The following is a 22,728-nucleotide window of genomic DNA, read 5'->3' as shown; positions in this document are numbered from 1 at the left end:
AAAATGAGTAAAACATCTGTGGTTTCAGGACATGTCCAGTCTTCAGCAGCTCACTTGCAAAAAGTGAAAAAAAGAAAGGAAGAAGCGAAAAATAAGCAGGGAATTTTCCTTCGTTCTCTTGTCGTGCCACTTCTGCTTATCGTGGTGTGGCAAATCATTGGTTCTGCGGGATATGTATCAAAAACTGTTCTTCCTACACCTGTTGATATTGTACTTTCTTTTAAACAGCTCATCGTATCTGGGGAACTCGGAGCTAATCTTCAAATCAGTATTTTGCGTGCTGTCATAGGTTTTGCCGTTGGAGCCGGACTAGGGTTACTATTTGGTGTAATTGTCGGTTTCTCAAAGAAAACGGAGCACTATATGGATCCATCTATTCAAATGCTTAGAACCGTTCCTCACCTTGCATTGGCGCCTTTATTTATCTTATGGTTTGGCTTTGGTGAAATTTCAAAGATATTGCTAATTGCAAACGGTGCATTTTTCCCAATCTATGTTAATACGTATCTAGGCATTCGCGGCGTTGATTCGAAACTATTTGATGTTGCGCGTGTTCTTCAATTTAGTAAATGGAAACAAATCACAAAACTCATTTTACCAGCCGCTCTTCCTAATATTTTACTGGGTGTCCGATTGTCTTTAGGTATTGCATGGCTCGGACTGGTAGTCGCTGAATTAATGGGAGCAAGTGAAGGTGTAGGATACATGATTATGGATGCTAGACAGTTTTCTCAAACGGACGTAGTTTTTGTGGGAATTATCATTTTTGCTGTTGTAGGCAAATTAACCGATTCATTTGTCCGAGTATTAGAAAAGCGTCTTCTTAAATGGAGAGACAGCTACGCAGGTGAAAAATAAAATAAGGATTTATATAGATATTAATCCTTGTAAATCTATCAGTTTTATAAGTTAAAAGGAGAGATGATAATGAGCCAGGTTACAATTATTACAGGAAGCCCTTCAAAGCAATCAAGGTCAGCTGCTTTAAGCGAGTATATTGCAGCATATCTACAAGATGAAAAATATGAAGTAAAAACCGTGCATGTCCGTGACTTGCCCGCTGAAGACTTAGTATATGCTAACTTTTCTAGCCCTGCGATTCAAGAAGCTCAAAAGAAAGTAGCAGATGCTGATGGCGTTATTATTGTCAGCCCGATCTATAAAGCTAGCTACACAGGAATTTTAAAAACATTTTTAGATTTAATACCTGAAAAAGGTTTGCACAATAAAACCGTGCTGCCGATAGCTACAGGGGGAACCATTGCACACCTATTGGCTCTTGATTACGTATTTAAGCCGACTTTATCCGTTTTAGGAGCTACTGCTCTTATTCATGGAGTTTATATTGTTGATTCTGAGGTGGCCTATACGAAAGAAAATGAAATTGAATTTATTGCGGAAGAAGCAGAAGCGAGAATTAAACGTTCATTAAAAGAGCTGGGGTATCATCTAGAACAAACGAAAAGGAGTGTTGAATCATGAAAATGTTATGGTTTATTCCTTCCCATGGAGATGGAAGATATTTAGGAACAAATCGAGGAGGTCGTTCAGCAGACTATTCATATTTTCGGCAAGTTGCTCAAGCAGCTGACCGGTTAGGGTTTGAAGGAGTTCTGATTCCAACGGGGAAATCATGCGAAGACCCGTGGCTATTGGCTGCTTCACTTATACCTGAAACAGAGCGTTTGAAATTTTTAGTAGCTGTACGTCCCGGCATTATGGCGCCTTCCGTGGCAGCGCGCATGACCTCGACTCTTGATCGAATTTCAAACGGTCGTTTACTAGTTAATGTAGTGGCAGGAGGAGATCCAGCAGAATTAGCTGGAGATGGCCTTTTCTTATCACATGACGAACGTTATGAAGCTGCGGATGAATTTTTAGATGTGTGGAAAGGGTTATTGGCTGGGGATACAGTTAATTATGAAGGAAAACATATTCATGTAGAGAACAGTGAGCTGTTGTATCCACCTGTTCAAAAACCTTCTCCACCTATTTATTTTGGCGGATCTTCACCCGCAGGACAAAAAGTTGCAGCAAAACATTCTGACGTGTATTTAACGTGGGGCGAGCCTCCTGAACAAGTAAGAGAAAAAATAACGGCTGTGAGAAAGCAAGCAGAAGCAGAAGGCAGAACCGTTAAGTTTGGGATTCGTTTGCATATTATTGTACGGGAAACAGAAGAAGAGGCTTGGCAAGCAGCCGATCGATTAATTCAGCATTTGGACGACGACACGATTCAAGCAGCACAGCGTACTTTCGCTAGGTATGACTCAGTCGGGCAGCAGCGAATGGCGAGCCTTCATAGAGGAACCAGAGAGGAACTTACGATTAGCCCTAACTTATGGGCAGGTGTAGGGCTCGTGCGAGGAGGGGCAGGAACTGCACTAGTAGGAAGTGCTGAAAATATAGCGAAACGAATAAAAGAATATGAAGCTTTAGGAATTGAATCTTTTATTTTATCAGGCTATCCGCATTTAGAAGAAGCTTATCACGTAGGAGAGTTATTGTTCCCGCTTTTAAATATTGATGACGGTGAAGGAAAGAGTGAAAGCATCGGTGAGATTATTGCAAACGATAGGTTTCCAAAAGCTTCAACGTCATAAAAGAAGAACCGGTGAATTTTTCACCGGTTCTTCTTTTACATTCATCTCAGCCGAGAGACGAGTCCGTTAAATTGTTGGTTTTGGTTTTTCAGGTGCAGCTTGTTTATCTTTTCGACTTTCTTGAATATATACTTTAAAGAGAAAAATATTTAAACAGCCCAGTGTGAGGAATAACGGTGCAAAATAATATTCTTGAGACATAAGTAGGACGAAAACGCTTCCAAAACAGAACAGAGAACTAAACATAAAGTAAAACTGTAAGAATCTTCTCATTTTAGTCGCCTCCTATTCTTTTTCTTCTTACAATTATTATATCAAATACTTTCCAAAAAAGACACAAAATATTCACAAAATGTTCAATTTTTTTCTTATTTACCTATTGATTTTTTTGTCGATATGTAAATTAAATGGGTTGTAATACCAATTAATTCCTAGTTGTAACTTTCCAATGGAAAGTTTATGTAAAATTTTATATGATAGAGAAATGGTATTGAAAAAAGGGGGACAATCATCATGAGACGAATTGGGTGGCTATTTTTTACTATGGCAATTCTCTTATTAATAACTGCCGGTTGCTCAAATGATCAACAGAAAGCACAGGATCGATTTGATAAATATGTAGCCATGTGGAATAAAGAAGATTTTAAAGGCATGTATGGATACTTGTCTAAAGATGCTAAAAAGACGATTTCAGAAAAAGAATTTGTAAATCGATATAAAAATATCTATGATGCAATTGAAGCGGACAAGCTTAAAGTGAAGGCAAGTAAAATAGAAGACTTAGAAATAAAAGACCATAAAGCTGTTTTACCTTTTGAAGTAAACATGAACTCTGTAGCCGGTGAAATCTCATTTAAAGAAAATGCTGCTGTAGTTCAAGAAAAACAAGGGGATGCAGAGAATTGGTATATTAATTGGAAGCCTAATATGATTTTTAAAGGACTTAAGCAAGGAGAGCAAGTAAGAGTAGCTACTCAGTCAGCTGTGCGTGGAGAAATTATGGATCGTTCAGGGAAATATTTAGCTCAAAACGGAGAAGCGATTCAAGTTGGAGTTGTTCCCCAGCAGTTTTCTAAAGGCGGCGAGCAAGCTATACAACAATTAAGCAAGACTCTTGCTCTTTCAGAAAAAAGTATTAATCAAGCACTGAACGCTTCTTGGGTGAAAGAGAATCAATTTGTTCCTATTAAAACAGTTAGTCAAAAAGATGCCTCTAATTTAGAGAACTCTTTGAAAAAAGTAGAAGGCATTCAACAAAAGAAGGTAAATGCGCGCGTATATCCTTGTGAAGAAGCGTGTGCCCATTTAGTTGGATACGTTGCGCCTGTCACAGCGGAATATTTAAAAGAGCATAAAGATGAAGGCTATAATGCTCAGTCTAAAGCTGGAATGATTGGCTTAGAGTCTTTATATGAAGATAAGCTTCGTGCTCGAGACGGCGTCACAATTTATACTGTAGATAAAGATGGTAATAAAAAGAATGAAATTGCAAAAGTGAATCCAAAAGACGGGGAAAGCATTCAAGTTACGGTAGACACGAATGTTCAAAAATCCCTTTATGAACAGTTAAAAGATGAAAAAGGAGTAGCTACTGCTCTTCAACCTAAAACGGGAGAAATATTAGGTCTTGTAAGCACGCCAGCTTTTGATCCGAATTCTTTTTCTTTTGGAATCGATGCTAATACGTATCAATCCCTTTCAACGAATCCCGATAAGCCGTTAATGAATCGCTTTACCAAAACGTATTCTCCGGGATCTACATTTAAGTTAGTCACGGGAGCTTTAGCAGTTGATGAAGGCGTGCTAAATCCAAACGAAAGTATATCAATCAGCGGGAAGAAATGGCAAAAAGATAAAAGCTGGGGAAATTTCTACGTAACACGAGTGGGAAGCAAACCGAATGTTAATTTACGTGATGCTTATGTTACATCTGATAATATTTATTTTGCGCAGACTGCTTTGAAGCTAGGTTTAGACAAATTTAACAGTGGGTTAAAACAATTTGGATTTAATCAAAAATTGCCTGTTAATTATCCTTTTGAAACGTCTAAAATTGCAGGTGATCAAGATATTAAAGATGAGGGAGTATTAGCAAACTCTGGGTATGGCCAGGGGAAACTGCAAGTGAATCCTCTCCACTTGGCATTGATGTATACATCAATTGTAAACGATGGAAACATAGTAAAGCCTATTCTTATGAACGGTGATAAGAGTGGAATATGGAAAAAACAAGTGATATCTAAAGAAACGGCGCAATTAATTCAAAATGATTTAGTGGGTGTCATTGAAGATAAAAACGGTACGGGTCATGCTGCAAAGGTAGATGGGCTAACCTTAGCTGGGAAAACTGGAACGGCAGAATTAAAGAAAGCTCAAGGTGAAAAAGGTCAGGAAAACGGCTGGTTTGTAGCTGTGGACACCAAACAGAAAAACTTACTCGTTTCAATGATGGTTGAAGGAGTAGAAGATAAAGGTGGAAGTCATTACGTGGTGCCGAAAGTAAAAAATGTATTTCAGCAATACAATAAGTAAATAATAAAAGCCAGCTCTAAAAGAGCTGGCTTTTATTATTTACACAAGAGGAGTAATGTTAAGTTTTTGTAAATCCCAGTTTTATACAAACTCTGAAAACCCTTATTTTAAAAGGAATCAACGTATTATTGTTAAAGTATTGTAAAGAGGCTTAAAAAAATGTGTTTGAAAAGTTATTGACAATTAACAATAATAGGAGTAATTTTTGACTTGGCGTAAAAAAATGAATCGCATAACCTACAAGGAAAAGAACCACTTTTTGGGACTTTTGCTCTGGTACACGTTTGTTTTTTTAGAATTTTTTGATACACAAGAGAGGTGGTTTCTCTCGTTATAGTAATGAACAGCTATGTTTTATCCATTACTTTAAATGAAAAAAGAAACTAGAACACATATAAAAAGACAGAGAGAAAAAACGAGTGGTAAAGTTTCGATAAATTGGATGGAGGATTGCAACGTGATCAAAAGAAAAAAAGACAAGTTTTCTGAAATGTTAATGGACATTGCCCAAAATATTAAGGACTCAGCGGAGTTTTTAGGCAGCTTTGAACTTCAAAATGTATCTGACCTAAAAGAATTTGCCAACGTTTTAAAAGCCTATGAATCAAAAGGTGATAAATACGTGCATACAGTGATTACTGAGTTAAATAAAGCATTTATTACTCCAATTGAGCGTGAAGATATTTTACAGCTAGCGATGAGCATGGATGATGTACTTGATGGCATCGACAGCTTTGCTGCTTTAATGGAAATTCATTCAATTACAAAATTTGATGAATATGTAGCTGAATTTGTTAAAAATATTCAAGGCTGTGCTGAAGAGATTTTAATTACGATTAATTTGTTGTCTGAGAAAAAGCTTCTTCAAATTAGTGAGCATGCAATTAAAATTAAAGAGTATGAGTCACATTGTGATACATTATATCGTCGTGCATTAAAACAATTATTTGCAACATGTAAAGATCCAATTAAAGTTATTCAATATAAAGAAATTTATGAAACGCTAGAAGAAATTGCGGACTATTGTCAAACGGTTGCGAACAACTTAGAATCAGTTATTATGAAGAATGCGTAACGGGGCTACATTATAATGGATTCAATGCTAATATTAACCATTCTAATCGTAGTTGGTGCACTTGCATTTGACTTTATCAACGGATTTCACGATACAGCTAATGCTATTGCAACTTCTGTTTCAACCAAAGCTTTAAAACCGCGACATGCAATTCTTTTAGCCGCAACTATGAACTTTGTTGGTGCTATGACCTTTACGGGCGTAGCCAAAACGATTACGAAGGATATCGTTGACCCTTATACGCTTCAAAATGGTTCTGTCGTTATTTTAGCTGCGTTAATTTCTGCTATTGCGTGGAACCTAATCACGTGGTATTTCGGTATTCCGAGTAGTTCTTCTCATGCAATTATTGGATCGATTGCAGGAGCAGCTATTGCAGCAGCTGGATTTGGTGCTTTAAATTACAAAGGCTTCATTAAAATCATTGAAGCACTTCTAATTTCACCGGTGTTAGCTTTTGTAGTAGGTTATATTGTCTATACGATTATCAAACTAACGTTTAAAAACCATAACTTAACGAAAACGAATAAGCGTTTTCGCCGCGTTCAAATCTTAACTGCAGCTCTACAATCGTACACACACGGTACCAATGATGCGCAAAAAGCAATGGGTATCATTACGCTAGCGCTTATTGCGAACAATATGCAAAGTGGTACTGAGATTCAGTGGTGGGTACAGCTGGCTTGTGCGGTTGCAATGGGGCTTGGAACGTCAATTGGTGGATGGAAAATCATTAAAACCGTTGGTGGTAAAATTATGAAAATTCGTCCTGTTAATGGTGTAGCTGCAGACTTAACGGGTGCTGCAATTATCTTTGGAGCAACGTTTATTCATTTACCTGTTAGTACTACTCATGTTATTTCATCTTCTATTTTAGGTGTAGGTTCTGCTCACCGAGTGAAAGGTGTAAAATGGGGAACTGCACAGCGCATGGTAATTACATGGGTTATCACATTGCCAATTTCAGCTTCATTAGCTGCACTTATCTATATGATTTTAAATTTGTTCTTTTAATAAATGGGGAGCTTCTTTTAAAGAAGCTCCTTTTTTGTTTACATCCCATCATTTGCACAGTACACTTAAAACATAAAAATAACACAATCATTTTTAAAAGGGAGATGGGAGAATGTTTGGAAAAGTAGCTGCTGATGTGTTGGGGCTAAGTGATATTGGTTCTGTTATTAAGCCCGTTGATTATGACAAGGTAGATGCAGATGATTACGTGATGCATGAAGAGCAAGAAAAGATTTATTTTCTAATCAAATCAAAGTCAGATGAATACTGCTTTACCAATAAAGCGCTCATTCACCTTGATGGAACGAGTGCTACAAGTAAAAAGCGAATGCTTCGCCGCTATAACTACAGCACACATCATATTTCAAACGTGATGCTAGAAACGGCTGGAACTGTCGATTTAGATGTAGAAATTAAATTTAAAATTGGCGGGGAGACTTTTTCTATCGATGTACATAAAAAGCACATAGAAGAGGTAAAAGATTTATATAAAGCGCTGTTTAAAATGTCTGAAATAACGCGTGAAAATGAAATTGCGCTCGATTTTGCTAAACAAAGCATTCAGCTAGCTTCTTCTACGCTAAGCAGCACAAGAAGTACAAGCGGAAGTGTCGCTGATGAATTTAAAGAAATTAACGAAGCCACGTTTTCTTGGTTATTAGATAAAAAAACAGCTTACACAACAAAAGATTTCAGTTCAGTTTTCGAGCTGTATATCAATAATTAATAGAAACAGCTGTTCCTTTTATGGAACAGCTGTTTTTTGCGTTGGATAAGATTGTGTAGACTTATAATGAACGTTAGATAATCCTCATGTTAACCTTGAAAAATCACTGAAAAAAGAGCACAATATAAAATAGAAAAGAGAAACAGCAGAGGCGGACTTAACTAATAAAAATGATAGAAAATAAGACTTATAGGTGGAAAGGATTATGGTATGACAGTAAAAAATAATGAGGATACAGTGGCAGAATTAGAAAAGTCACTTCGACATATTGCGGCGATTGTGAAACAAAAAGGAAGAGAAATTTTAGAAGACTATACGATTACGCCACCTCAGTTTATTGCTTTGCAGTGGCTGTTTGAACGTGGAGATATGACAATTGGTGATTTATCAAATCGTATTTTTCTCGCTTGTAGCACAACGACAGATTTAGTAGATCGTATGGAAAAGAATAAGCTGGTAGTTCGAGTGAAAGACCCCAAGGACCGCCGCGTAGTACGTATCCATTTGCTTCCTGAAGGAGCGCGCGTTATCGAAGAAGTAATTGAAAAGAGACAAACATATTTAAACGGCGTACTGTCAAACTTCTCTCCTAGTGAAACGGAAGTTTTACGAGTAACGTTACGAAAATTACATGATGAAATGAAAGAAAAATGAGGCGATTGTTTTGAGTAGACCAATTGGTGTTATAGATTCAGGGGTGGGCGGATTAACGGTAGCAAAGGAAATTATGAGACAGCTTCCGAAAGAACAAATTATGTATATTGGAGATACAGCCCGCTGCCCATACGGTCCTCGTCCTAGTGAAGAAGTACGAGCTTTCACATGGGAGATGACTAATTATTTAATAGCTAAAGATATTAAAATGCTTGTTATTGCGTGCAATACGGCTACAGCAGTTGTACTGGATGAAATTCAAGAACAGCTCAACATTCCGGTTATAGGCGTCATTGAACCAGGATCACGCGCTGCGCTTAAAGTCACTAAAAATCATAAAATAGGCGTAATCGGCACAAACGGAACCGTGAAAAGTCAAGCCTATACACATGCACTCCGCGCTCTTCATACGAGAGTGGAAGTGGAAAATTTAGCATGCCCTTTGTTTGTACCTCTTGTAGAGAGCGGTAATTATGAAGGACCGGAAGCGCAGCGAATTGTAAAAGAAACATTAAAACCTTTTTATCATACAGATATGGATACCCTTATTTTAGGGTGTACGCATTATCCGTTATTAAAGCCAGTTATTCAAGAAGCAATTGGGCCTCGAGTTCAGCTAATCAGTTCTGGTGAAGAAACGGCAATAGAGGTAAGTGCCATTCTTTCTTATAGCAATTTACTAGCTCCTAGAAACATGGAACCCGAACACTACTTCTATACAACAGGATCAACAGAACTGTTTCAATCCATTGCATCTAAATGGTTTGAGCACCCTGTATATAATGTTGAACATATCAAGCTTTAAAAACCGAGCATATCACGCTCGGTTTTTTTGTAGTCAAAAACTTTTTTGAGCTGGTCTAAAATGCAAATAAGCTCGTATACATAGTAGTACAAACAGTCTGAGGAGGGAAAGGAATGTCCAAAAAGACCAAATTTGTTCTCATATCCGCCGTGGTGACCACATCTGTGTTGTTATCCGGCTGTGGACTTTTCGGAGGGGATAACGCAGCAAAGGAAATTGATCCGCCAAAGGATGTCACCTATGTGAAAGACGAAAAATCATTAGCGACTGAAGCGAAAGTAACGGAAGCTAATAAAAAACAAAGTAAAGCGGCAGAAACATCTGCTCCTACAAAAAGAGAACTCTACTTAATTGATAAAAACGGGTACGTTGTTCCCCAGACGCTTGAAATTCCTAAATCAAAAGGTGTCGCTAAACAGTCTCTTGAATATTTAGTAGAGGGTGGACCAGTCACAAACTTATTGCCAAATAATTTCCGAGCGGTTCTTCCTGCTGATACAAGAGTTTTAGGGACAAAGCTGGAAAGTGACGGCACGATGGTAGCAGATTTTTCACCTGAATTTGCTGAGTATAAAAAAGAAGATGAACTCCGTATCCTGCAGGCCGTCACTTGGACGCTGACGCAGTTTGAAGGCGTAAATAAAGTTAAAATTCGCATTAACGGCTATGATAAAGATGAGATGCCTGTAAATCATACGCCAATCAGTAAAGGGTTAAGCAGAGCAGACGGCATTAACTTTGATAATACTGGAGTAGTTGACGTAACTCAAACGAAGCCAGTTACAATTTACTACTTAGCTCAAGAGGGCAAACAAACTTACTATGTTCCTGTCACAAAACGAATTGCTTCTGATGACAAAGATATGTACACTGCAATTGTGAACGAACTTGTAGAAGGACCTGCGCCTGCATCAGGTTTAGTGACAGATTTTAATCCTGATGCAAAGCTCGTAGCAGCTCCAAAGTATGCGGATGGTGAGTTAACGCTGAACTTTAATAAAAACATCTTTGGGAATTTAAAAGGAACGGAAATTTCTCAGCATGTTCTCGACTCCTTGGTGTTATCGCTGACGGAACAAAAAGCCGTAGACAGCGTTGCCATTAAGGTGAATGGCAAAAAAACGCTAAAAGATGAAAAAGGGAAAAAATTAACGGAACCAGTTTCAAGACCTAAAAATGTGAACACAGGTAGTTTTTAAAAACAAATTTTTGTTATACTAGTAAAGGACTAAGTAGAAAGAGGTCTGCTGAAATAGCGACCTCTTTCCGCTGTTTTATAGTTAAAATGGAAGAGACTATTACATATAAATGAATTAATAGGAGGACATGCTTAATGCGTTTGGACGGTAGGGAATTTAATGAATTGAGACCTGTATCTCTTCATACTTCATACTTAAAGCATCCAGAAGGATCTGTATTAATCTCGGTGGGAGACACAAAGGTTATTTGTACAGCAAGCATAGACGACAGAGTGCCTCCTTTTATGCGTGGACAAGGAAAAGGATGGATTACAGCTGAATATTCTATGCTGCCTCGAGCTACGGCACAAAGAAATATACGTGAATCATCAAAAGGTAAAGTCACAGGACGAACAATGGAAATTCAGCGTCTAATCGGACGAGCTCTTCGTTCTGTAGTCGATCTGGAAAAGGTCGGAGAAAAGACAATTTGGATTGATTGTGATGTTATTCAAGCAGATGGCGGAACAAGAACAGCATCGATTACAGGTGCTTTTGTGGCTATGGTTTTAGCATTTGGAAAGCTGGTTGAAGAGAATAAGCTAACAGAAATTCCTATTCGTGATTACTTAGCTGCGACTTCAGTAGGTATCCATGGTGAAAATTCAATTTTAGATTTAAATTATGAAGAAGATTCGACAGCGGAAGTTGACATGAATATTGTGATGACAGGAAGCGGACAGTTTGTAGAATTACAGGGAACGGGAGAGGAATCGACGTTTTCGAGAGAACAGTTAAACCATCTTCTAGATTTAGGGGAACAGGGTGTTTATCAATTGATTGAACAGCAAAAGGAAGTTCTTGATCACCTGGCTGCTTACATTCCGGTTAAAGAAAGGTAAGGGATTAACGTGCGTGAAATCATTATTGCAACTAAAAATGCAGGCAAAGTAAAAGATTTTGAAACACTTTTCTCACCAAAGGGATTTAAAGTAAAATCGCTTCTTGATTTTCCTGAGATTGAAGACGTGGAAGAAACGGGCGTTACATTTGCGGAGAACGCCAAGCTAAAGGCCGAGACCATTTCATCAGCATTAAATAAGCCGGTTATTGCCGATGATTCTGGGCTTGCTATTGATGCCTTAAACGGGGAGCCGGGCGTTTATTCCGCGCGTTATGCTGGTGAAAATAAAGATGATAATGCTAATATAGAGAAGGTACTTCAAAAATTAAATGACGTGCCGTTTGAAAAGCGCACGGCACGCTTTCATTGTGCCCTTGCTATTGCAGTGCCCGGAAAGAGAACAGAGATTGTAGAGGGCACGTGTGAAGGGCGCATCTTGGAAGAAAAAAGAGGCGAAAACGGCTTTGGGTACGATCCTATTTTCTTTGTAGAAAAATGGAACTGCTCCATGGCAGAATTGACCAAAGAGCAAAAAAATCAGATTAGTCACCGAGCAAATGCGTTACAAAAACTAGCACCGCTAATTGATGCGCAATTTTAGAAGGAGTGATGACGTGTGAAACTATTAATTGTAAGCGATAGCCACGGGTTACAAGAAGAACTGCTCACTATCAGAGAGAGACATGCTGATGTAGATAAGATGATCCATTGTGGGGATTCTGAGTTGCCGCAAGACAGCAAAGAAATGTCTGCGTTTTTAGGCGTTCGAGGAAATTGTGACTACGATGCATCTTACGTTAATGATCGAGTAGAGTCGCTTGGAGAAGCTACGTGTCTGGTTACACACGGTCACTTATATAATGTTAAAATGTCTATGATGAATCTGCATTACAAAGCGAGAGAAGTCGGGGCAAACGTTGTTTGTTTTGGGCATTCTCACATAGCGGGAGCTGAGCTCATGGACGGAGTTTTATTTATCAATCCAGGAAGTATGTTACTTCCTCGTATGAGAAAAGAACGTACGTATGCTATACTAGTAGTGGATGGTACAGAAGCTACCGTGCAGTTTTACGATATAAGCGGTAAACATATTCCTAGCATGCAGTTAACCTGTACACTTTCAGCATAATATAGCCAAATATAGGGAGAAGAGAAGGTTTTTTACCTCTCTTCTCATAAAATTTCAAAAAAACGTTGACTTTTAAATTATATTTGAATATAATAAGTATTGTCTTTGATACACTTTAACATTATGTCCCAGTAGCTCAGCAGGATAGAGCAACGGCCTTCTAAGCCGTCGGTCGGGAGTTCGAATCTCTCCTGGGACGTCCAAAAAAACCGGTTTTTACTTTTAAGTAAAAACCGGTTTTTTTTATTTATCTTAAAAGTGAATGTTTGTTCATTCAGTGTGTACAAATGAACGTTTCAGAAAAACTTTTTGAACTGCTATAAACCCTTATTACATCAATAATGAAAACGCATTCAAATATTCTGTTTAGTCTAAATTATCTAAAAAAATCTCGAAAAGTGGTTGACTATGCATAGAAATGGGCGTAAGATAGTCCTCAAATATAAGTTTTCTAAAAATTTTAATTAATTGTAATTAATTTAAAATATGATGTGTAAAGCATTGTTCAAAAAGCATATAGCGTTTTAAAACGTTGAAGAGGATAAGTAGTTTTGATGTTTAGGTATCAACAGAGAGTCGGGTTGCTGGAAGCCGACGTTACCAACTCAAAATGAACTCACCTCAGAGTGTTACCCTGAAATTCAGTAAGGGCGACCGAGTGTACTTCCAAAGCACTCGTTATCAAAAAGAATGTACATTATACATTCATAAGGTAATCATTACGATTACAAACGAGGGTGGTACCGCGTAAAGTACAAAAGACTTTTCGCCCCTTGACCTATATCATTTGATAGGGTCTATTTAGGGGTGAGAAGTCTTTTTTCTTTTATCTAGAAAACGAAAGGATGAGAAAAGTGGGAGCCAATATGCAAACGAAAGAACCTGTAAGCACTGGGGCACAAATGAATGGAGCTGACATGTTGATTGAATCTCTAAGAAGAGAAAATGTTGACGTCATCTTCGGTTACCCAGGGGGAGCCGTTTTACCGATTTACGATAAGCTATACGGTTCAGGAATGTTTCACGTACTTGCTCGTCACGAACAAGGTGGAATTCACGCAGCAGAAGGGTACGCAAGAATTTCAGGCAAACCCGGTGTAGTTATCGCAACAAGTGGTCCTGGTGCAACAAATATCGTAACAGGTTTGGCAGATGCGATGATTGACTCACTTCCTTTAGTTGTTTTTACTGGTCAAGTAGCTTCAAGTGTAATTGGTTCTGACGCGTTCCAAGAAGCAGATGTATTAGGGATCACAATGCCAATTACAAAACATAGCTATCAAGTACGCAATATCAGCGATATGCCGAGAATCATCAAAGAGGCATTCCATATTGCGACAACAGGAAGACCTGGTCCAGTCTTAATCGACATTCCAAAAGATATGGCACAGGGTGATGGAACATTTAATTACGAAGGAGAAATTGATTTACCTGGCTATCAGCCAACTTATTTTCCAAATCAGCTGCAGGTAAAAAAATTAACAGACGCAGTAGCAGCTGCAAAACAACCTGTTATTCTAGCAGGTGCGGGAGTGTTATTGAGTAAAGGTTCAGAAGAATTAAAAAATTATGCTGAACGTCAAAATATTCCGGTTATTAATACGCTTTTAGGGTTGGGCTGTTTTCCTGCAGATCATCCGCTTCATTTAGGAATGGCTGGTATGCACGGAACCTACACAGCAAACATGGCAATTTATGAGAGTGATCTTCTCATTAGTATCGGTGCACGCTTTGATGACCGAGTAACAGGTAACTTGAAGCATTTTGCACCAAATGCAAAAATTGCTCACATTGACATCGACCCAGCGGAAATTGGAAAGAATGTTCCAACCAAGATTCCAATTGTTGGAGATGCAAAAGAAGTATTGAAGCAATTGCTTCTGCAAGAAGGAGAAGTTGGAGATTATACGAAATGGCATGAGAAATTAGCGGCGTGGAAGCAAGAATATCCATTATGGTATCAGAACTCAGGGGACGTGTTAAAACCACAAAAAGTAGTTGAGTTGCTTCACAAGTATACAAATGGAGATGCCGTTGTTACAACGGACGTTGGGCAACATCAAATGTGGGTAGCTCAATACTACACATTTAACAATCCAGATCGATGGGTAACTTCAGGTGGTCTCGGCACTATGGGCTTTGGATTACCTTCTGCAATCGGCGCTCAGCTGGCAAACAAAGATAAAACAGTTGTAGCAGTCGTTGGTGACGGTGGATTTCAAATGACGCTTCAAGAATTAGGAGTTATTAGAGAATTAAATTTACCTGTAAAAGTGGTTGTGCTTAACAATCAGTCGCTTGGTATGGTTCGTCAGTGGCAGGAAATCTTCTATGAAGAACGCTACTCACACTCTTTAATTCCGAATCAGCCTAATTTAATGAAGCTTGCAGAAGCTTATGATATCAAAGGTTTACAAGCTTCTACTGAAGAAGAAGCGCACGCGGCTTTAAAAGAAGCAATGGAAACAGATGGACCTGTTTTACTAAACTTCTTTGTCGCACCTAAAGAAAACGTATATCCAATGGTTGCACCTGGAAAAGGATTACATGAAATGGTAGGGGTGAAACCATGAAGCGAATTATTACAGCAACTGTATTAAACCGTGCGGGCGTATTAAATCGCGTGACGGGGTTATTTACAAAAAGAAATTTCAATATTGAGAGTATTTCGGTAGGTCACACTGAATCTGAAGATGTATCACGCATGACGTTTGTTGTGAACGTAGAGCATGATAACGCTGCTGAACAAGTGATTAAGCAGTTAAATAAGCAGATTGACGTGTTGAAGGTTCAAGATATTACAGATCAAGCGGTGGTATCAAGAGAGCTTGCTTTAATGAAAGTAGCCTCTACGCCAGCGAGCCGTAACGAACTTTATGCAGTAATTGAACCTTTCCGTGCAACCATCATTGATGTAAGCCGCGACAGCTTAATTATTCAAGTAACAGGTGAATCCAGCAAGATTGAAGCGATGATTGATCTACTTCAGCCTTATGGATTAAAAGAAGTAACGCGCACGGGAACAGTAGCTGTTCCGCGCGGTACGCAAAAAGCAGCAGCCAAACTTTCATCAATCATTTAATTCTAGCTAGTTACTAACCAAGTAAACTATATAAAACTATATAAACTAAGAGGAGAGATTTATTATGACAAAGGTATATTATAACGGAGATGCAAAGGATCAATTATTACAAGGTAAAACAGTAGCAATCGTAGGTTATGGTTCACAAGGTCACGCTCATGCACAAAACTTACGCGACAGCGGAGTAAACGTGGTAGTAGGATTACGTAAAGGTAAATCATGGGATCAAGCAGAGCAAGACGGTTTCACTGTATTATCTGTAAAAGATGCAGTTCAACAAGCGGAAGTAGTAATGGTATTACTTCCAGATGAGTATCAGCCAAAAGTTTATAACGAAGAAATTCTTCCAGGACTAAAACCAGGAAAATCTTTAGTATTTGCTCACGGTTTCAACATTCATTTTAACCAAATCGTAGCACCTGAATTCGTTGACGTATTCTTAGTAGCTCCAAAAGGCCCTGGTCACCTTGTAAGAAGAACGTATGAAGAAGGAGCTGGCGTACCGGCGTTGTTCGCAGTATTCCAAGATGTAACTGGCGAAGCAAAAGACGTAGCGTTAGCTTATGCTAAAGCAATCGGTTCAGCTCGTGCGGGTGTGTTAGAAACAACATTTAAAGAAGAAACAGAAACAGATCTTTTCGGTGAGCAAGCAGTACTTTGCGGTGGTTTAACTTCATTAGTTAAAGCTGGTTTTGAAACGCTTGTAGAAGCTGGCTACCAACCGGAAGTTGCATATTTTGAGTGTTTACACGAATTAAAATTAATTGTTGACCTTATGTATGAAGGCGGAATGGAAGGCATGCGTTATTCAATCTCTGATACAGCTCAATGGGGTGACTTCGTTTCAGGACCACGCGTTGTAGATGAGCGTTCAAAAGAACAAATGAAAAAAGTTCTTGAAGATATCCAAACAGGTAAATTTGCAAAAGGCTGGATCCTAGAAAACCAAGCAAATCGTCCGGAATTTACAGCTATCAATAACCGTGAAAACGAACATTTAATTGAAAAAGTTGGCGCTCAATTACGTGAAATGATGCCATTTGTTAAAAAACAAAAGAAAGAAGCGGTGATCGCTAGTGCAAAAAATTAAACTATTTGACACGACGCTACGCGATGGTGAACAGTCACCTGGAGTCAATTTGAACCTACAAGAAAAGCTTGAAATTGCTAAGCAGTTAGAGCGATTAGGTATCGACATCATTGAAGCTGGATTTCCCGCTTCTTCAAAAGGTGATTTTCAATCCGTAAAAGAAATTGCGTCTATTGTCAAAAATTCTTCTGTAACAGGCCTTGCAAGGTCTGTTACAAAAGATATTGACATTGCATGGGAAGCGTTAAAAGAAAGTGCAGAACCAAGACTGCATGTCTTTATCGCTACTTCCGAAATTCATATGCAGCATAAATTGAAAAAAACACCTGATGAAGTACTTGAAACAGCAGTGGAAATGGTGAAGTACGCAAGTAAAAAATTCCCGGTTGTTCAATGGTCTGCTGAAGATGCATGTCGAACAGATTTACCGTTTTTAGCTAGAATTGTAGAAGCAGTTATTGATGCTGGTGCAAAAGTCGTTAATATTCCAGATACAGTAGGATTTATCACTCCTGGTGACTATCAATCAGTATTTCATTACTTAAAAGAACATGTGTCAAATATTCATAAAGTTGATTTGTCAGCTCACTGTCACGATGACTTAGGGCTAGCTGTGGCCAATTCAATGGCTGCTATTGAAGCAGGAGCTACTCAAATTGAAGGAACGATTAACGGAATCGGAGAACGTGCGGGTAACGCAGCTCTTGAAGAAGTAGCACTTGCGCTTCATGTCCGTCAAGATTTCTATCAAGCGAGCACAGGTCTTATCTTGCCTGAAATCAAGCGTACGAGTGACATTATCAGTAAGCTTACCGGAATGAATATTGCACCAAATAAAGCAATTGTCGGAAAAAATGCTTTTGCTCATGAATCAGGTATTCACCAAGATGGCGTCTTAAAAAATCCGTTAACATATGAGATTATTTCCCCAGAACTTGTGGGTGTTAAACAAAATCCAATTGTGCTTGGTAAACACTCAGGCCGTCATGCGTTCCGTACACGCTTAGTAGAGCTTGGATTCACATTGGAAGATACAGAAGCAAACGTGCTTTTTGAGAAGTTTAAAGACTTAGCAGATAAGAAAAAAGACATTACCGATGATGATTTATTAGCATTAGTCATTCAAAAGCAAGTTAGCAAAGACAGTGAATATAAGCTTGAAAGTCTGCAAGTTCAGTATGGTACGAACAATATTCCTACGGCTACGATTACGCTTCGCAAAGAAAACGGCGAAGAGATTCAAGAAGCAGCTACGGGATCTGGAAGCGTGGAAGCTATCTATAATACGCTGCAGCGCTGTGTTGAACAAGATGTAAAACTATTAGACTATCGTATTCAGTCTATTAACGGTGGGCCGGATGCACTAGCTGAAGTATTTGTGAAGGTTGAAAGCGAAGGAACTGAAGCAAGCGGACGCGGAGTAGCATTTGACGTATTAGAATCGTCAGCGAAAGCATATCTGAACGCTATTAATCGTTTAATCGCTATTCAGCAGCATCGTACAAAGCAAGAAGTAATGTGAACTGAAGGGAGAGACCACCATGACAAAAAAAGTCGCTGTATTACCGGGTGACGGCGTAGGAACAGAAGTAACGAAAGGCGCTGTTGCCGTTTTAAAAGCAATTGGAGAGCGCTTTGATCATCAATTTGAGTTTGCGTATGGACTAATTGGCGGAGCTGCAATTGATGAGGCGGGCACACCTCTTCCAGAAAGTACAATTGAGACTTGTAAGCAGGCGGATGCTGTATTACTTGGATCGGTTGGAGGGCCAAAATGGGATCGTAACCCTTCGCATTTGCGACCGGAAAAAGGTTTGCTAGCTATCCGAAAAGAACTGGATTTATATGCTAATCTTCGTCCGGTGACGTTTTATGATAGCTTAGCGGATGCCTCTCCTCTGAAAAAAGAATACATTGAAGGTGTTGACTTCATTATCGTCCGCGAGCTAACAGGAGGCTTATATTTTGGTAAGCCTAGCGAGCGCCGAACAGAAGGAAATGAAGAAACAGTTGTTGACACATTATTTTATAAGCGTACAGAAATTGAAAGAATTATTCGCCAAGCATTTGACACGGCTGTAAATCGACGTAAAAAAGTAACGTCTGTTGATAAAGCGAATGTACTTGAGTCTAGTAGAGTGTGGCGTGAAGTAGCTGAAGAAGTAGCAAAAGACTACCCGGATGTAGAGCTTGAGCACATGCTTGTAGATTCAGCCGCTATGCAGTTAATTCGTAATCCGAAATATTTTGATGTAGTGGTAACTGAAAATATGTTTGGTGATATTTTGAGTGATGAGGCTTCTATGCTGACAGGATCGTTAGGAATGTTGCCATCTGCGAGCTTAACGGCTGATGGTCCATCTTTATATGAACCGGTTCACGGTTCTGCACCAGATATTGCTGGTCAAAACAAAGCTAATCCGATTGCTGCTATTTTATCTGCAGCAATGTTGCTTAGACATTCATTTGGGTTAGAAAAAGAAGCAGCAGTGATTGAACAAGCGGTTGAAAGTGTATTACATGCAGGTCATCGAACAGCTGACTTAGCAGACGGTAATCATTATTTAGGTACCGATAAAATGGTGGAGGCGATAACTGCGGTAATTGCCAATGATTCTGCCATTTCAAGCATTATGACAGCTTACAGTTAATCATGCGTTTCTCACGTTTTGTGAGAAACGTTTTTCATAATCAGAAAGGAGGAGCAGTATGAAACCAAAAACAATTATTGATAAGCTTTGGGAACAACATGTTGTACGTCGAGAAGAGGGGAAGCCGGACTTATTATATATCGATCTTCATCTTATTCATGAAGTAACGTCCCCTCAAGCATTTGAAGGTCTTCGCGTGGCAAATCGCCAAGTGAAGCGTCCAGACTTAACGTTTGCTACAATGGATCACAATATTCCAACGGTTGACCGTTTTAATATTAAAGATCCGATTGCAAAGAAACAAGTAGACAAACTATCCGAAAACTGTCATGAGTTTGGTGTGAAGCTTTTAGATTTAACAAGTGAAGAGCAAGGAATTGTGCATATCATTGGACCGGAATTAGGATTAACTCAGCCTGGAAAAACCATTGTGTGCGGAGATAGCCATACATCTACTCACGGTGCGTTTGGAGCGCTTGCTTTTGGGATAGGAACTAGTGAGGTAGAGCATGTTTTGGCAACACAAACGCTATGGCAAGCAAAACCAAAAACGCTTCAAGTAAAAGTGAATGGCAAAAAGCAGCCTGGTGTTTATGCTAAGGACATCGTGTTAGCGATTATTCAAAAGTTCGGCGTGAATTTTGGAACGGGTTCAATCGTGGAATTTACGGGCGAATGTATTCGCGATCTTTCAATGGAAGAGCGCATGACCATTTGTAATATGTCTATTGAAGCCGGTGCAAAAGCTGGTTTAATCAGTCCAGACGATGTCACTTTCTCTTATATTAAAGGACGTCAGTATGCTCCTAAAGGAGAACAGTTTGAAAAAGCAGTAGAAGCTTGGGCAGCTTTAGCAACAGATGAAGGTGCAACGTACGATGAAACGCTGGAAATTGATGCAGATACAATTGAACCTGTTGTAACGTGGGGAACAAACCCGGCGATGAGTTCTTATGTTAGCAAGCAGGTTCCTACATTAGAAGAGTGTAAAACAGAAGCTGAGAAAAAGTCTTTGTCACGAGCACTTGAGTACATGGGCTTACAGCCTGGCATGGCAATAGAAGAGATTCCAGTTCAGCATGTATTTATCGGTTCATGTACAAATGCTCGTTTGTCTGATCTTCGTGACGTGGCAGCCTTTATTAAAGGAAAGAAAGTGTCACCAGATGTGCGAGCAATCATTGTACCAGGTTCTCAAAAAGTAAAGCGAGTGGCTGAAGAAGAAGGGTTATCTGCTATTTTTATTGAAGCAGGTTTTGATTGGAGAGACTCAGGCTGCAGCATGTGTCTAGGCATGAACTCTGACTTAGTTCCACAAGGCGAACACTGTGCGTCCACTTCTAACCGGAATTTTGAAGGACGTCAAGGAAAAGGCGCCAGAACGCATTTAGTAAGCCCGGTAATGGCAGCAGCGGCAGCGGTATATGGACATTTTGTTGATGTACGCAAACTACAAGAACAAGCGGTGCGATAAGGAGGAGAACACAGATGAATGCTTTTACAATCCATACAGGGAAAGTAGCAGGTCTCGACCGAGCAAACGTAGATACTGATCAAATTATCCCAAAGCAATTTTTGAAAAGAATTGAGCGTACTGGCTTTGGACAATTTCTATTTTTTGATTGGCGATATAACGAAGATGAAACGTTAAATGAAACGTTTGAACTAAATCAGCCTCAAAATCAAGGAGCAACAATTCTTGTAGCTGACGAGAACTTCGGGTGTGGTTCGTCACGTGAACACGCTCCATGGGCGCTTTTAGACTACGGGTTCCGTGCTATTATCGCACCGTCATTTGCGGATATTTTTAAACAAAACTGTCTGAAAAATGGTATTTTACCTATTGTTTTACCAAAAGAAGATGTTTCCTATTTAATGAAAGAGTCTCAAAGTGCTTCTTACGCCTGTACAATCGATCTTCATCAGCAAAAAATTACCGATGAAACAGGTTTTGAACGTACGTTTGATATCAATGGCCATTGGAAATATATGCTTGTTAATGGATATGATGAAATTGGCTATACGCTTTCTTTTGAAGACGACATTTCTGCTTATGAAGCAAAAACGGTAAGATATTAACCAAAAATCGAGCAAAATTATGATTTTGCTCGATTTTTTTGCGTTCCGTTAATTCAATTGCTAAACTGTAAAGCAAATGGACCGCGAAGTGGGGAGAAAACATGTCGAATGAACAACAAAACAAAATTGTAGCTTTTCCTCTATTAAAAGAACGGTTGGTTGAAAAAGCTACAGAACATATGCAGCACAAGCAATTTCAAGAAGCACTTCCTTTATTTGAGCAGGCCTACGAACTTGATAATAAGCATCATGAAATTTTGCTTGGCCTTGTTATTTGTCACGTCGAGCTCGGTGATGCAGGCATAGCTAAGGAATTATGTGAGCAAATGCTGAAAGAAGATATTGGCGATTATTATCATAATTTGCAAATGTACCTCATGGTGTTAATTCAGCTTGGTCATTATCATGAAGGATATGTCACTCTACAAGCAGTTATTCAAGAACACAAACTCCCTTCTGAACATGCTGAACAGCTTTATCAGCTATTGGAGTTCTGTAAAAATAGAATGAATCAAGAACAAGTCATAGAAGAACAAACAGAAGAAGAACAGCTAGAGCAGTTTAAATCATTCACAGCTCTAGACAATATTCAGGATCAGCTTGAATGGGTTCATTCATTAAAAACAAAGAGAATTGAAAAGCAGCGCTTCTTTCTGGAACAGCTATTTTCATCTGAAGCTGTTCACCCTATCGTAAAAACAGTCGCTTTAAAAACAGTCATGGAAGAAGAAGTAGACATTGATTTTATGATTAGTAAGTTTGGAGAGACGAAAAAAGTAAATGCGCTTCAGCTTCAACGAACAACACCGTATTTGTTTGCCGAGCAAGTAGAAGCGCAGCTGACGGAAAAGCTGGAGCATGAAAATCCTACATTGCTGCAGGTTGCCGTTGAAATATGGCAGCGTCATTTATTTATTACATTTCCGTTTTTACCGGGTGATAATGTAAAACTTTGGACAGAAGCGGTGTATGCTGTTAGTCTGATGATGCAAGGAGAAGAGTCAGATGCAGCTGTAGCAGAGGAAGACGGAAGTTTCTCCGCAGCTGAATTAAGAAAGGCAATTAAAGTGCTAAAAGAAATTGAAGAAATTTCTTTTATATAAAATGTGGTGTTTAGTTGAAACGTCATTGTTGTATGTTATAATATAATGGTTGTAAAATGCACTTAAATACGTATAGTAGAATTTCATCTTTACATTACATTC

Annotated in this window: 22 protein-coding genes, 1 tRNA gene and 1 other annotated feature; of the genes, 22 read left to right on the top strand and 1 reads right to left on the bottom strand. The window is 38.9% G+C overall.

Annotation, left to right across the window (positions count from 1 at the left end; genetic code table 11):
- Window positions 1-3 precede the first annotated feature (3 nt).
- The 3 genes from ACO1DI_RS08230 (at window position 4) to ssuD (ending at window position 2,603) form a co-directional block, all read left to right on the top strand.
- Window positions 4-858 carry an ABC transporter permease gene (locus tag ACO1DI_RS08230; protein WP_014458084.1) on the top strand — a complete coding sequence of 285 codons (855 nt, stop codon included), beginning with the start codon at window positions 4-6 and terminating at the stop codon, window positions 856-858.
- Window positions 859-927: 69 nt separating this feature from the next.
- Window positions 928-1,482 carry an NADPH-dependent FMN reductase gene (gene ssuE, locus ACO1DI_RS08225; RefSeq protein ID WP_115654969.1) on the top strand — a complete coding sequence of 185 codons (555 nt, stop codon included), beginning with the start codon at window positions 928-930 and terminating at the stop codon, window positions 1,480-1,482.
- Entirely contained in the window at window positions 1,479-2,603 is a 1,125-nt protein-coding gene (gene ssuD, locus ACO1DI_RS08220; RefSeq protein WP_115654968.1) for an FMNH2-dependent alkanesulfonate monooxygenase, read from the top strand. Before ssuE ends, ssuD begins: the two co-directional genes overlap by 4 nt.
- 66 nt (window positions 2,604-2,669) lie before the next feature.
- On the opposite strand, the gene ACO1DI_RS08215 is transcribed toward ssuD, so the two are convergent.
- The gene (locus ACO1DI_RS08215; RefSeq protein WP_013059387.1) at window positions 2,670-2,876 is read right to left on the bottom strand and encodes a hypothetical protein; all 207 of its coding nucleotides are present in this window, start codon (window positions 2,874-2,876) and stop codon (window positions 2,670-2,672) included.
- 240 nt (window positions 2,877-3,116) lie between these two features.
- Between ACO1DI_RS08215 and ACO1DI_RS08210 the strand changes: the two genes are divergently transcribed.
- From ACO1DI_RS08210 to ACO1DI_RS08120, 19 genes are all read left to right on the top strand, one after another.
- Complete coding sequence (locus ACO1DI_RS08210; protein WP_014458087.1) at window positions 3,117-5,135, top strand: penicillin-binding transpeptidase domain-containing protein; 2,019 nt, start codon at window positions 3,117-3,119, stop codon at window positions 5,133-5,135.
- 442 nt (window positions 5,136-5,577) lie between these two features.
- Window positions 5,578-6,210, top strand: coding sequence for a DUF47 domain-containing protein (locus tag ACO1DI_RS08205; RefSeq protein ID WP_223260325.1), 633 nt, complete (start codon window positions 5,578-5,580; stop codon window positions 6,208-6,210).
- A gap of 15 nt (window positions 6,211-6,225) precedes the next feature.
- Complete coding sequence (locus ACO1DI_RS08200; RefSeq protein WP_014458089.1) at window positions 6,226-7,224, top strand: inorganic phosphate transporter; 999 nt, start codon at window positions 6,226-6,228, stop codon at window positions 7,222-7,224.
- A gap of 112 nt (window positions 7,225-7,336) precedes the next feature.
- A complete protein-coding gene (locus tag ACO1DI_RS08195) occupies window positions 7,337-7,951 on the top strand; it encodes a PH domain-containing protein (RefSeq protein ID WP_014458090.1) in 615 nt (204 codons plus the stop codon).
- A gap of 210 nt (window positions 7,952-8,161) precedes the next feature.
- Window positions 8,162-8,605 (top strand): MarR family winged helix-turn-helix transcriptional regulator, encoded by a 444-nt coding sequence (locus ACO1DI_RS08190; protein ID WP_014458091.1) that lies wholly within the window; start codon window positions 8,162-8,164, stop codon window positions 8,603-8,605.
- Between the two features lie 10 nt (window positions 8,606-8,615).
- Complete coding sequence (gene racE / locus ACO1DI_RS08185; protein ID WP_042991862.1) at window positions 8,616-9,410, top strand: glutamate racemase; 795 nt, start codon at window positions 8,616-8,618, stop codon at window positions 9,408-9,410.
- 113 nt (window positions 9,411-9,523) lie between these two features.
- On the top strand, window positions 9,524-10,609 hold the full coding sequence (locus tag ACO1DI_RS08180; protein WP_014458093.1) for a GerMN domain-containing protein: 1,086 nt from the start codon (window positions 9,524-9,526) through the stop codon (window positions 10,607-10,609).
- A gap of 134 nt (window positions 10,610-10,743) precedes the next feature.
- Window positions 10,744-11,490 carry a ribonuclease PH gene (gene rph / locus ACO1DI_RS08175; RefSeq protein WP_014458094.1) on the top strand — a complete coding sequence of 249 codons (747 nt, stop codon included), beginning with the start codon at window positions 10,744-10,746 and terminating at the stop codon, window positions 11,488-11,490.
- A 9-nt stretch (window positions 11,491-11,499) separates the two neighbouring features.
- A complete protein-coding gene (locus tag ACO1DI_RS08170; protein WP_328233928.1) occupies window positions 11,500-12,093 on the top strand; it encodes an XTP/dITP diphosphatase in 594 nt (197 codons plus the stop codon).
- 15 nt (window positions 12,094-12,108) lie between these two features.
- A complete protein-coding gene (locus tag ACO1DI_RS08165; protein WP_014458096.1) occupies window positions 12,109-12,621 on the top strand; it encodes a metallophosphoesterase in 513 nt (170 codons plus the stop codon).
- Window positions 12,622-12,746: 125 nt separating this feature from the next.
- Window positions 12,747-12,820, top strand: a tRNA-Arg gene (locus ACO1DI_RS08160).
- A 324-nt stretch (window positions 12,821-13,144) separates the two neighbouring features.
- Window positions 13,145-13,398 (top strand) — a binding site (T-box leader).
- A 68-nt stretch (window positions 13,399-13,466) separates the two neighbouring features.
- Complete coding sequence (gene ilvB / locus ACO1DI_RS08155) at window positions 13,467-15,194, top strand: acetolactate synthase large subunit (protein ID WP_153254654.1); 1,728 nt, start codon at window positions 13,467-13,469, stop codon at window positions 15,192-15,194.
- Window positions 15,191-15,703 (top strand): acetolactate synthase small subunit, encoded by a 513-nt coding sequence (ilvN, locus tag ACO1DI_RS08150; protein ID WP_013059375.1) that lies wholly within the window; start codon window positions 15,191-15,193, stop codon window positions 15,701-15,703. Before ilvB ends, ilvN begins: the two co-directional genes overlap by 4 nt.
- Window positions 15,704-15,767: 64 nt before the next feature.
- The gene (ilvC, locus tag ACO1DI_RS08145; RefSeq protein WP_013085141.1) at window positions 15,768-16,793 is read left to right on the top strand and encodes a ketol-acid reductoisomerase; all 1,026 of its coding nucleotides are present in this window, start codon (window positions 15,768-15,770) and stop codon (window positions 16,791-16,793) included.
- The gene (locus tag ACO1DI_RS08140; protein WP_014458098.1) at window positions 16,780-18,315 is read left to right on the top strand and encodes a 2-isopropylmalate synthase; all 1,536 of its coding nucleotides are present in this window, start codon (window positions 16,780-16,782) and stop codon (window positions 18,313-18,315) included. Before ilvC ends, ACO1DI_RS08140 begins: the two co-directional genes overlap by 14 nt.
- Before the next feature lie 19 nt (window positions 18,316-18,334).
- Window positions 18,335-19,444: a 3-isopropylmalate dehydrogenase gene (leuB, locus tag ACO1DI_RS08135; protein WP_014458099.1), complete on the top strand. Its 1,110-nt coding sequence runs from the start codon at window positions 18,335-18,337 to the stop codon at window positions 19,442-19,444.
- A gap of 58 nt (window positions 19,445-19,502) precedes the next feature.
- Window positions 19,503-20,918 carry a 3-isopropylmalate dehydratase large subunit gene (gene leuC, locus ACO1DI_RS08130; protein WP_014458100.1) on the top strand — a complete coding sequence of 472 codons (1,416 nt, stop codon included), beginning with the start codon at window positions 19,503-19,505 and terminating at the stop codon, window positions 20,916-20,918.
- A gap of 14 nt (window positions 20,919-20,932) precedes the next feature.
- Window positions 20,933-21,523, top strand: coding sequence for a 3-isopropylmalate dehydratase small subunit (gene leuD, locus ACO1DI_RS08125; RefSeq protein WP_014458101.1), 591 nt, complete (start codon window positions 20,933-20,935; stop codon window positions 21,521-21,523).
- A gap of 101 nt (window positions 21,524-21,624) precedes the next feature.
- On the top strand, window positions 21,625-22,626 hold the full coding sequence (locus ACO1DI_RS08120) for a tetratricopeptide repeat protein (RefSeq protein ID WP_014458102.1): 1,002 nt from the start codon (window positions 21,625-21,627) through the stop codon (window positions 22,624-22,626).
- The last annotated feature ends 102 nt before the right edge of the window (window positions 22,627-22,728 follow it).

Source organism: Priestia sp. 40, assembly GCF_049368575.1.
Classification (GTDB): domain Bacteria; phylum Bacillota; class Bacilli; order Bacillales; family Bacillaceae_H; genus Priestia; species Priestia zanthoxyli.
The sequence above is the reverse complement of the archived record's forward strand: the minus strand, read 5'-3'. Positions and strand labels throughout refer to the sequence as shown.

Excerpts from the sequence above, each read along its gene's own strand:
- ACO1DI_RS08230 (WP_014458084.1), top strand. The coding sequence starts at position 4 with ATGAGTAAAACATCTGTGGTTTCAGGACATGTCCAGTCTTCAGCAGCT.
- ACO1DI_RS08210 (WP_014458087.1), top strand. The coding sequence starts at position 3,117 with ATGAGACGAATTGGGTGGCTATTTTTTACTATGGCAATTCTCTTATTA.
- ssuE (WP_115654969.1), top strand. The coding sequence starts at position 928 with ATGAGCCAGGTTACAATTATTACAGGAAGCCCTTCAAAGCAATCAAGG.
- ACO1DI_RS08120 (WP_014458102.1), top strand. The coding sequence starts at position 21,625 with ATGTCGAATGAACAACAAAACAAAATTGTAGCTTTTCCTCTATTAAAA.
- ACO1DI_RS08190 (WP_014458091.1), top strand. The coding sequence starts at position 8,162 with ATGACAGTAAAAAATAATGAGGATACAGTGGCAGAATTAGAAAAGTCA.
- ACO1DI_RS08195 (WP_014458090.1), top strand. The coding sequence starts at position 7,337 with ATGTTTGGAAAAGTAGCTGCTGATGTGTTGGGGCTAAGTGATATTGGT.
- ACO1DI_RS08205 (WP_223260325.1), top strand. The coding sequence starts at position 5,578 with ATGGAGGATTGCAACGTGATCAAAAGAAAAAAAGACAAGTTTTCTGAA.
- ssuD (WP_115654968.1), top strand. The coding sequence starts at position 1,479 with ATGAAAATGTTATGGTTTATTCCTTCCCATGGAGATGGAAGATATTTA.
- ACO1DI_RS08180 (WP_014458093.1), top strand. The coding sequence starts at position 9,524 with ATGTCCAAAAAGACCAAATTTGTTCTCATATCCGCCGTGGTGACCACA.
- ACO1DI_RS08200 (WP_014458089.1), top strand. The coding sequence starts at position 6,226 with ATGGATTCAATGCTAATATTAACCATTCTAATCGTAGTTGGTGCACTT.
- leuB (WP_014458099.1), top strand. The coding sequence starts at position 18,335 with ATGACAAAAAAAGTCGCTGTATTACCGGGTGACGGCGTAGGAACAGAA.
- ACO1DI_RS08215 (WP_013059387.1), bottom strand. The coding sequence starts at position 2,876 with ATGAGAAGATTCTTACAGTTTTACTTTATGTTTAGTTCTCTGTTCTGT.
- leuD (WP_014458101.1), top strand. The coding sequence starts at position 20,933 with ATGAATGCTTTTACAATCCATACAGGGAAAGTAGCAGGTCTCGACCGA.
- ilvC (WP_013085141.1), top strand. The coding sequence starts at position 15,768 with ATGACAAAGGTATATTATAACGGAGATGCAAAGGATCAATTATTACAA.
- leuC (WP_014458100.1), top strand. The coding sequence starts at position 19,503 with ATGAAACCAAAAACAATTATTGATAAGCTTTGGGAACAACATGTTGTA.
- rph (WP_014458094.1), top strand. The coding sequence starts at position 10,744 with ATGCGTTTGGACGGTAGGGAATTTAATGAATTGAGACCTGTATCTCTT.
- ilvB (WP_153254654.1), top strand. The coding sequence starts at position 13,467 with ATGAGAAAAGTGGGAGCCAATATGCAAACGAAAGAACCTGTAAGCACT.
- ilvN (WP_013059375.1), top strand. The coding sequence starts at position 15,191 with ATGAAGCGAATTATTACAGCAACTGTATTAAACCGTGCGGGCGTATTA.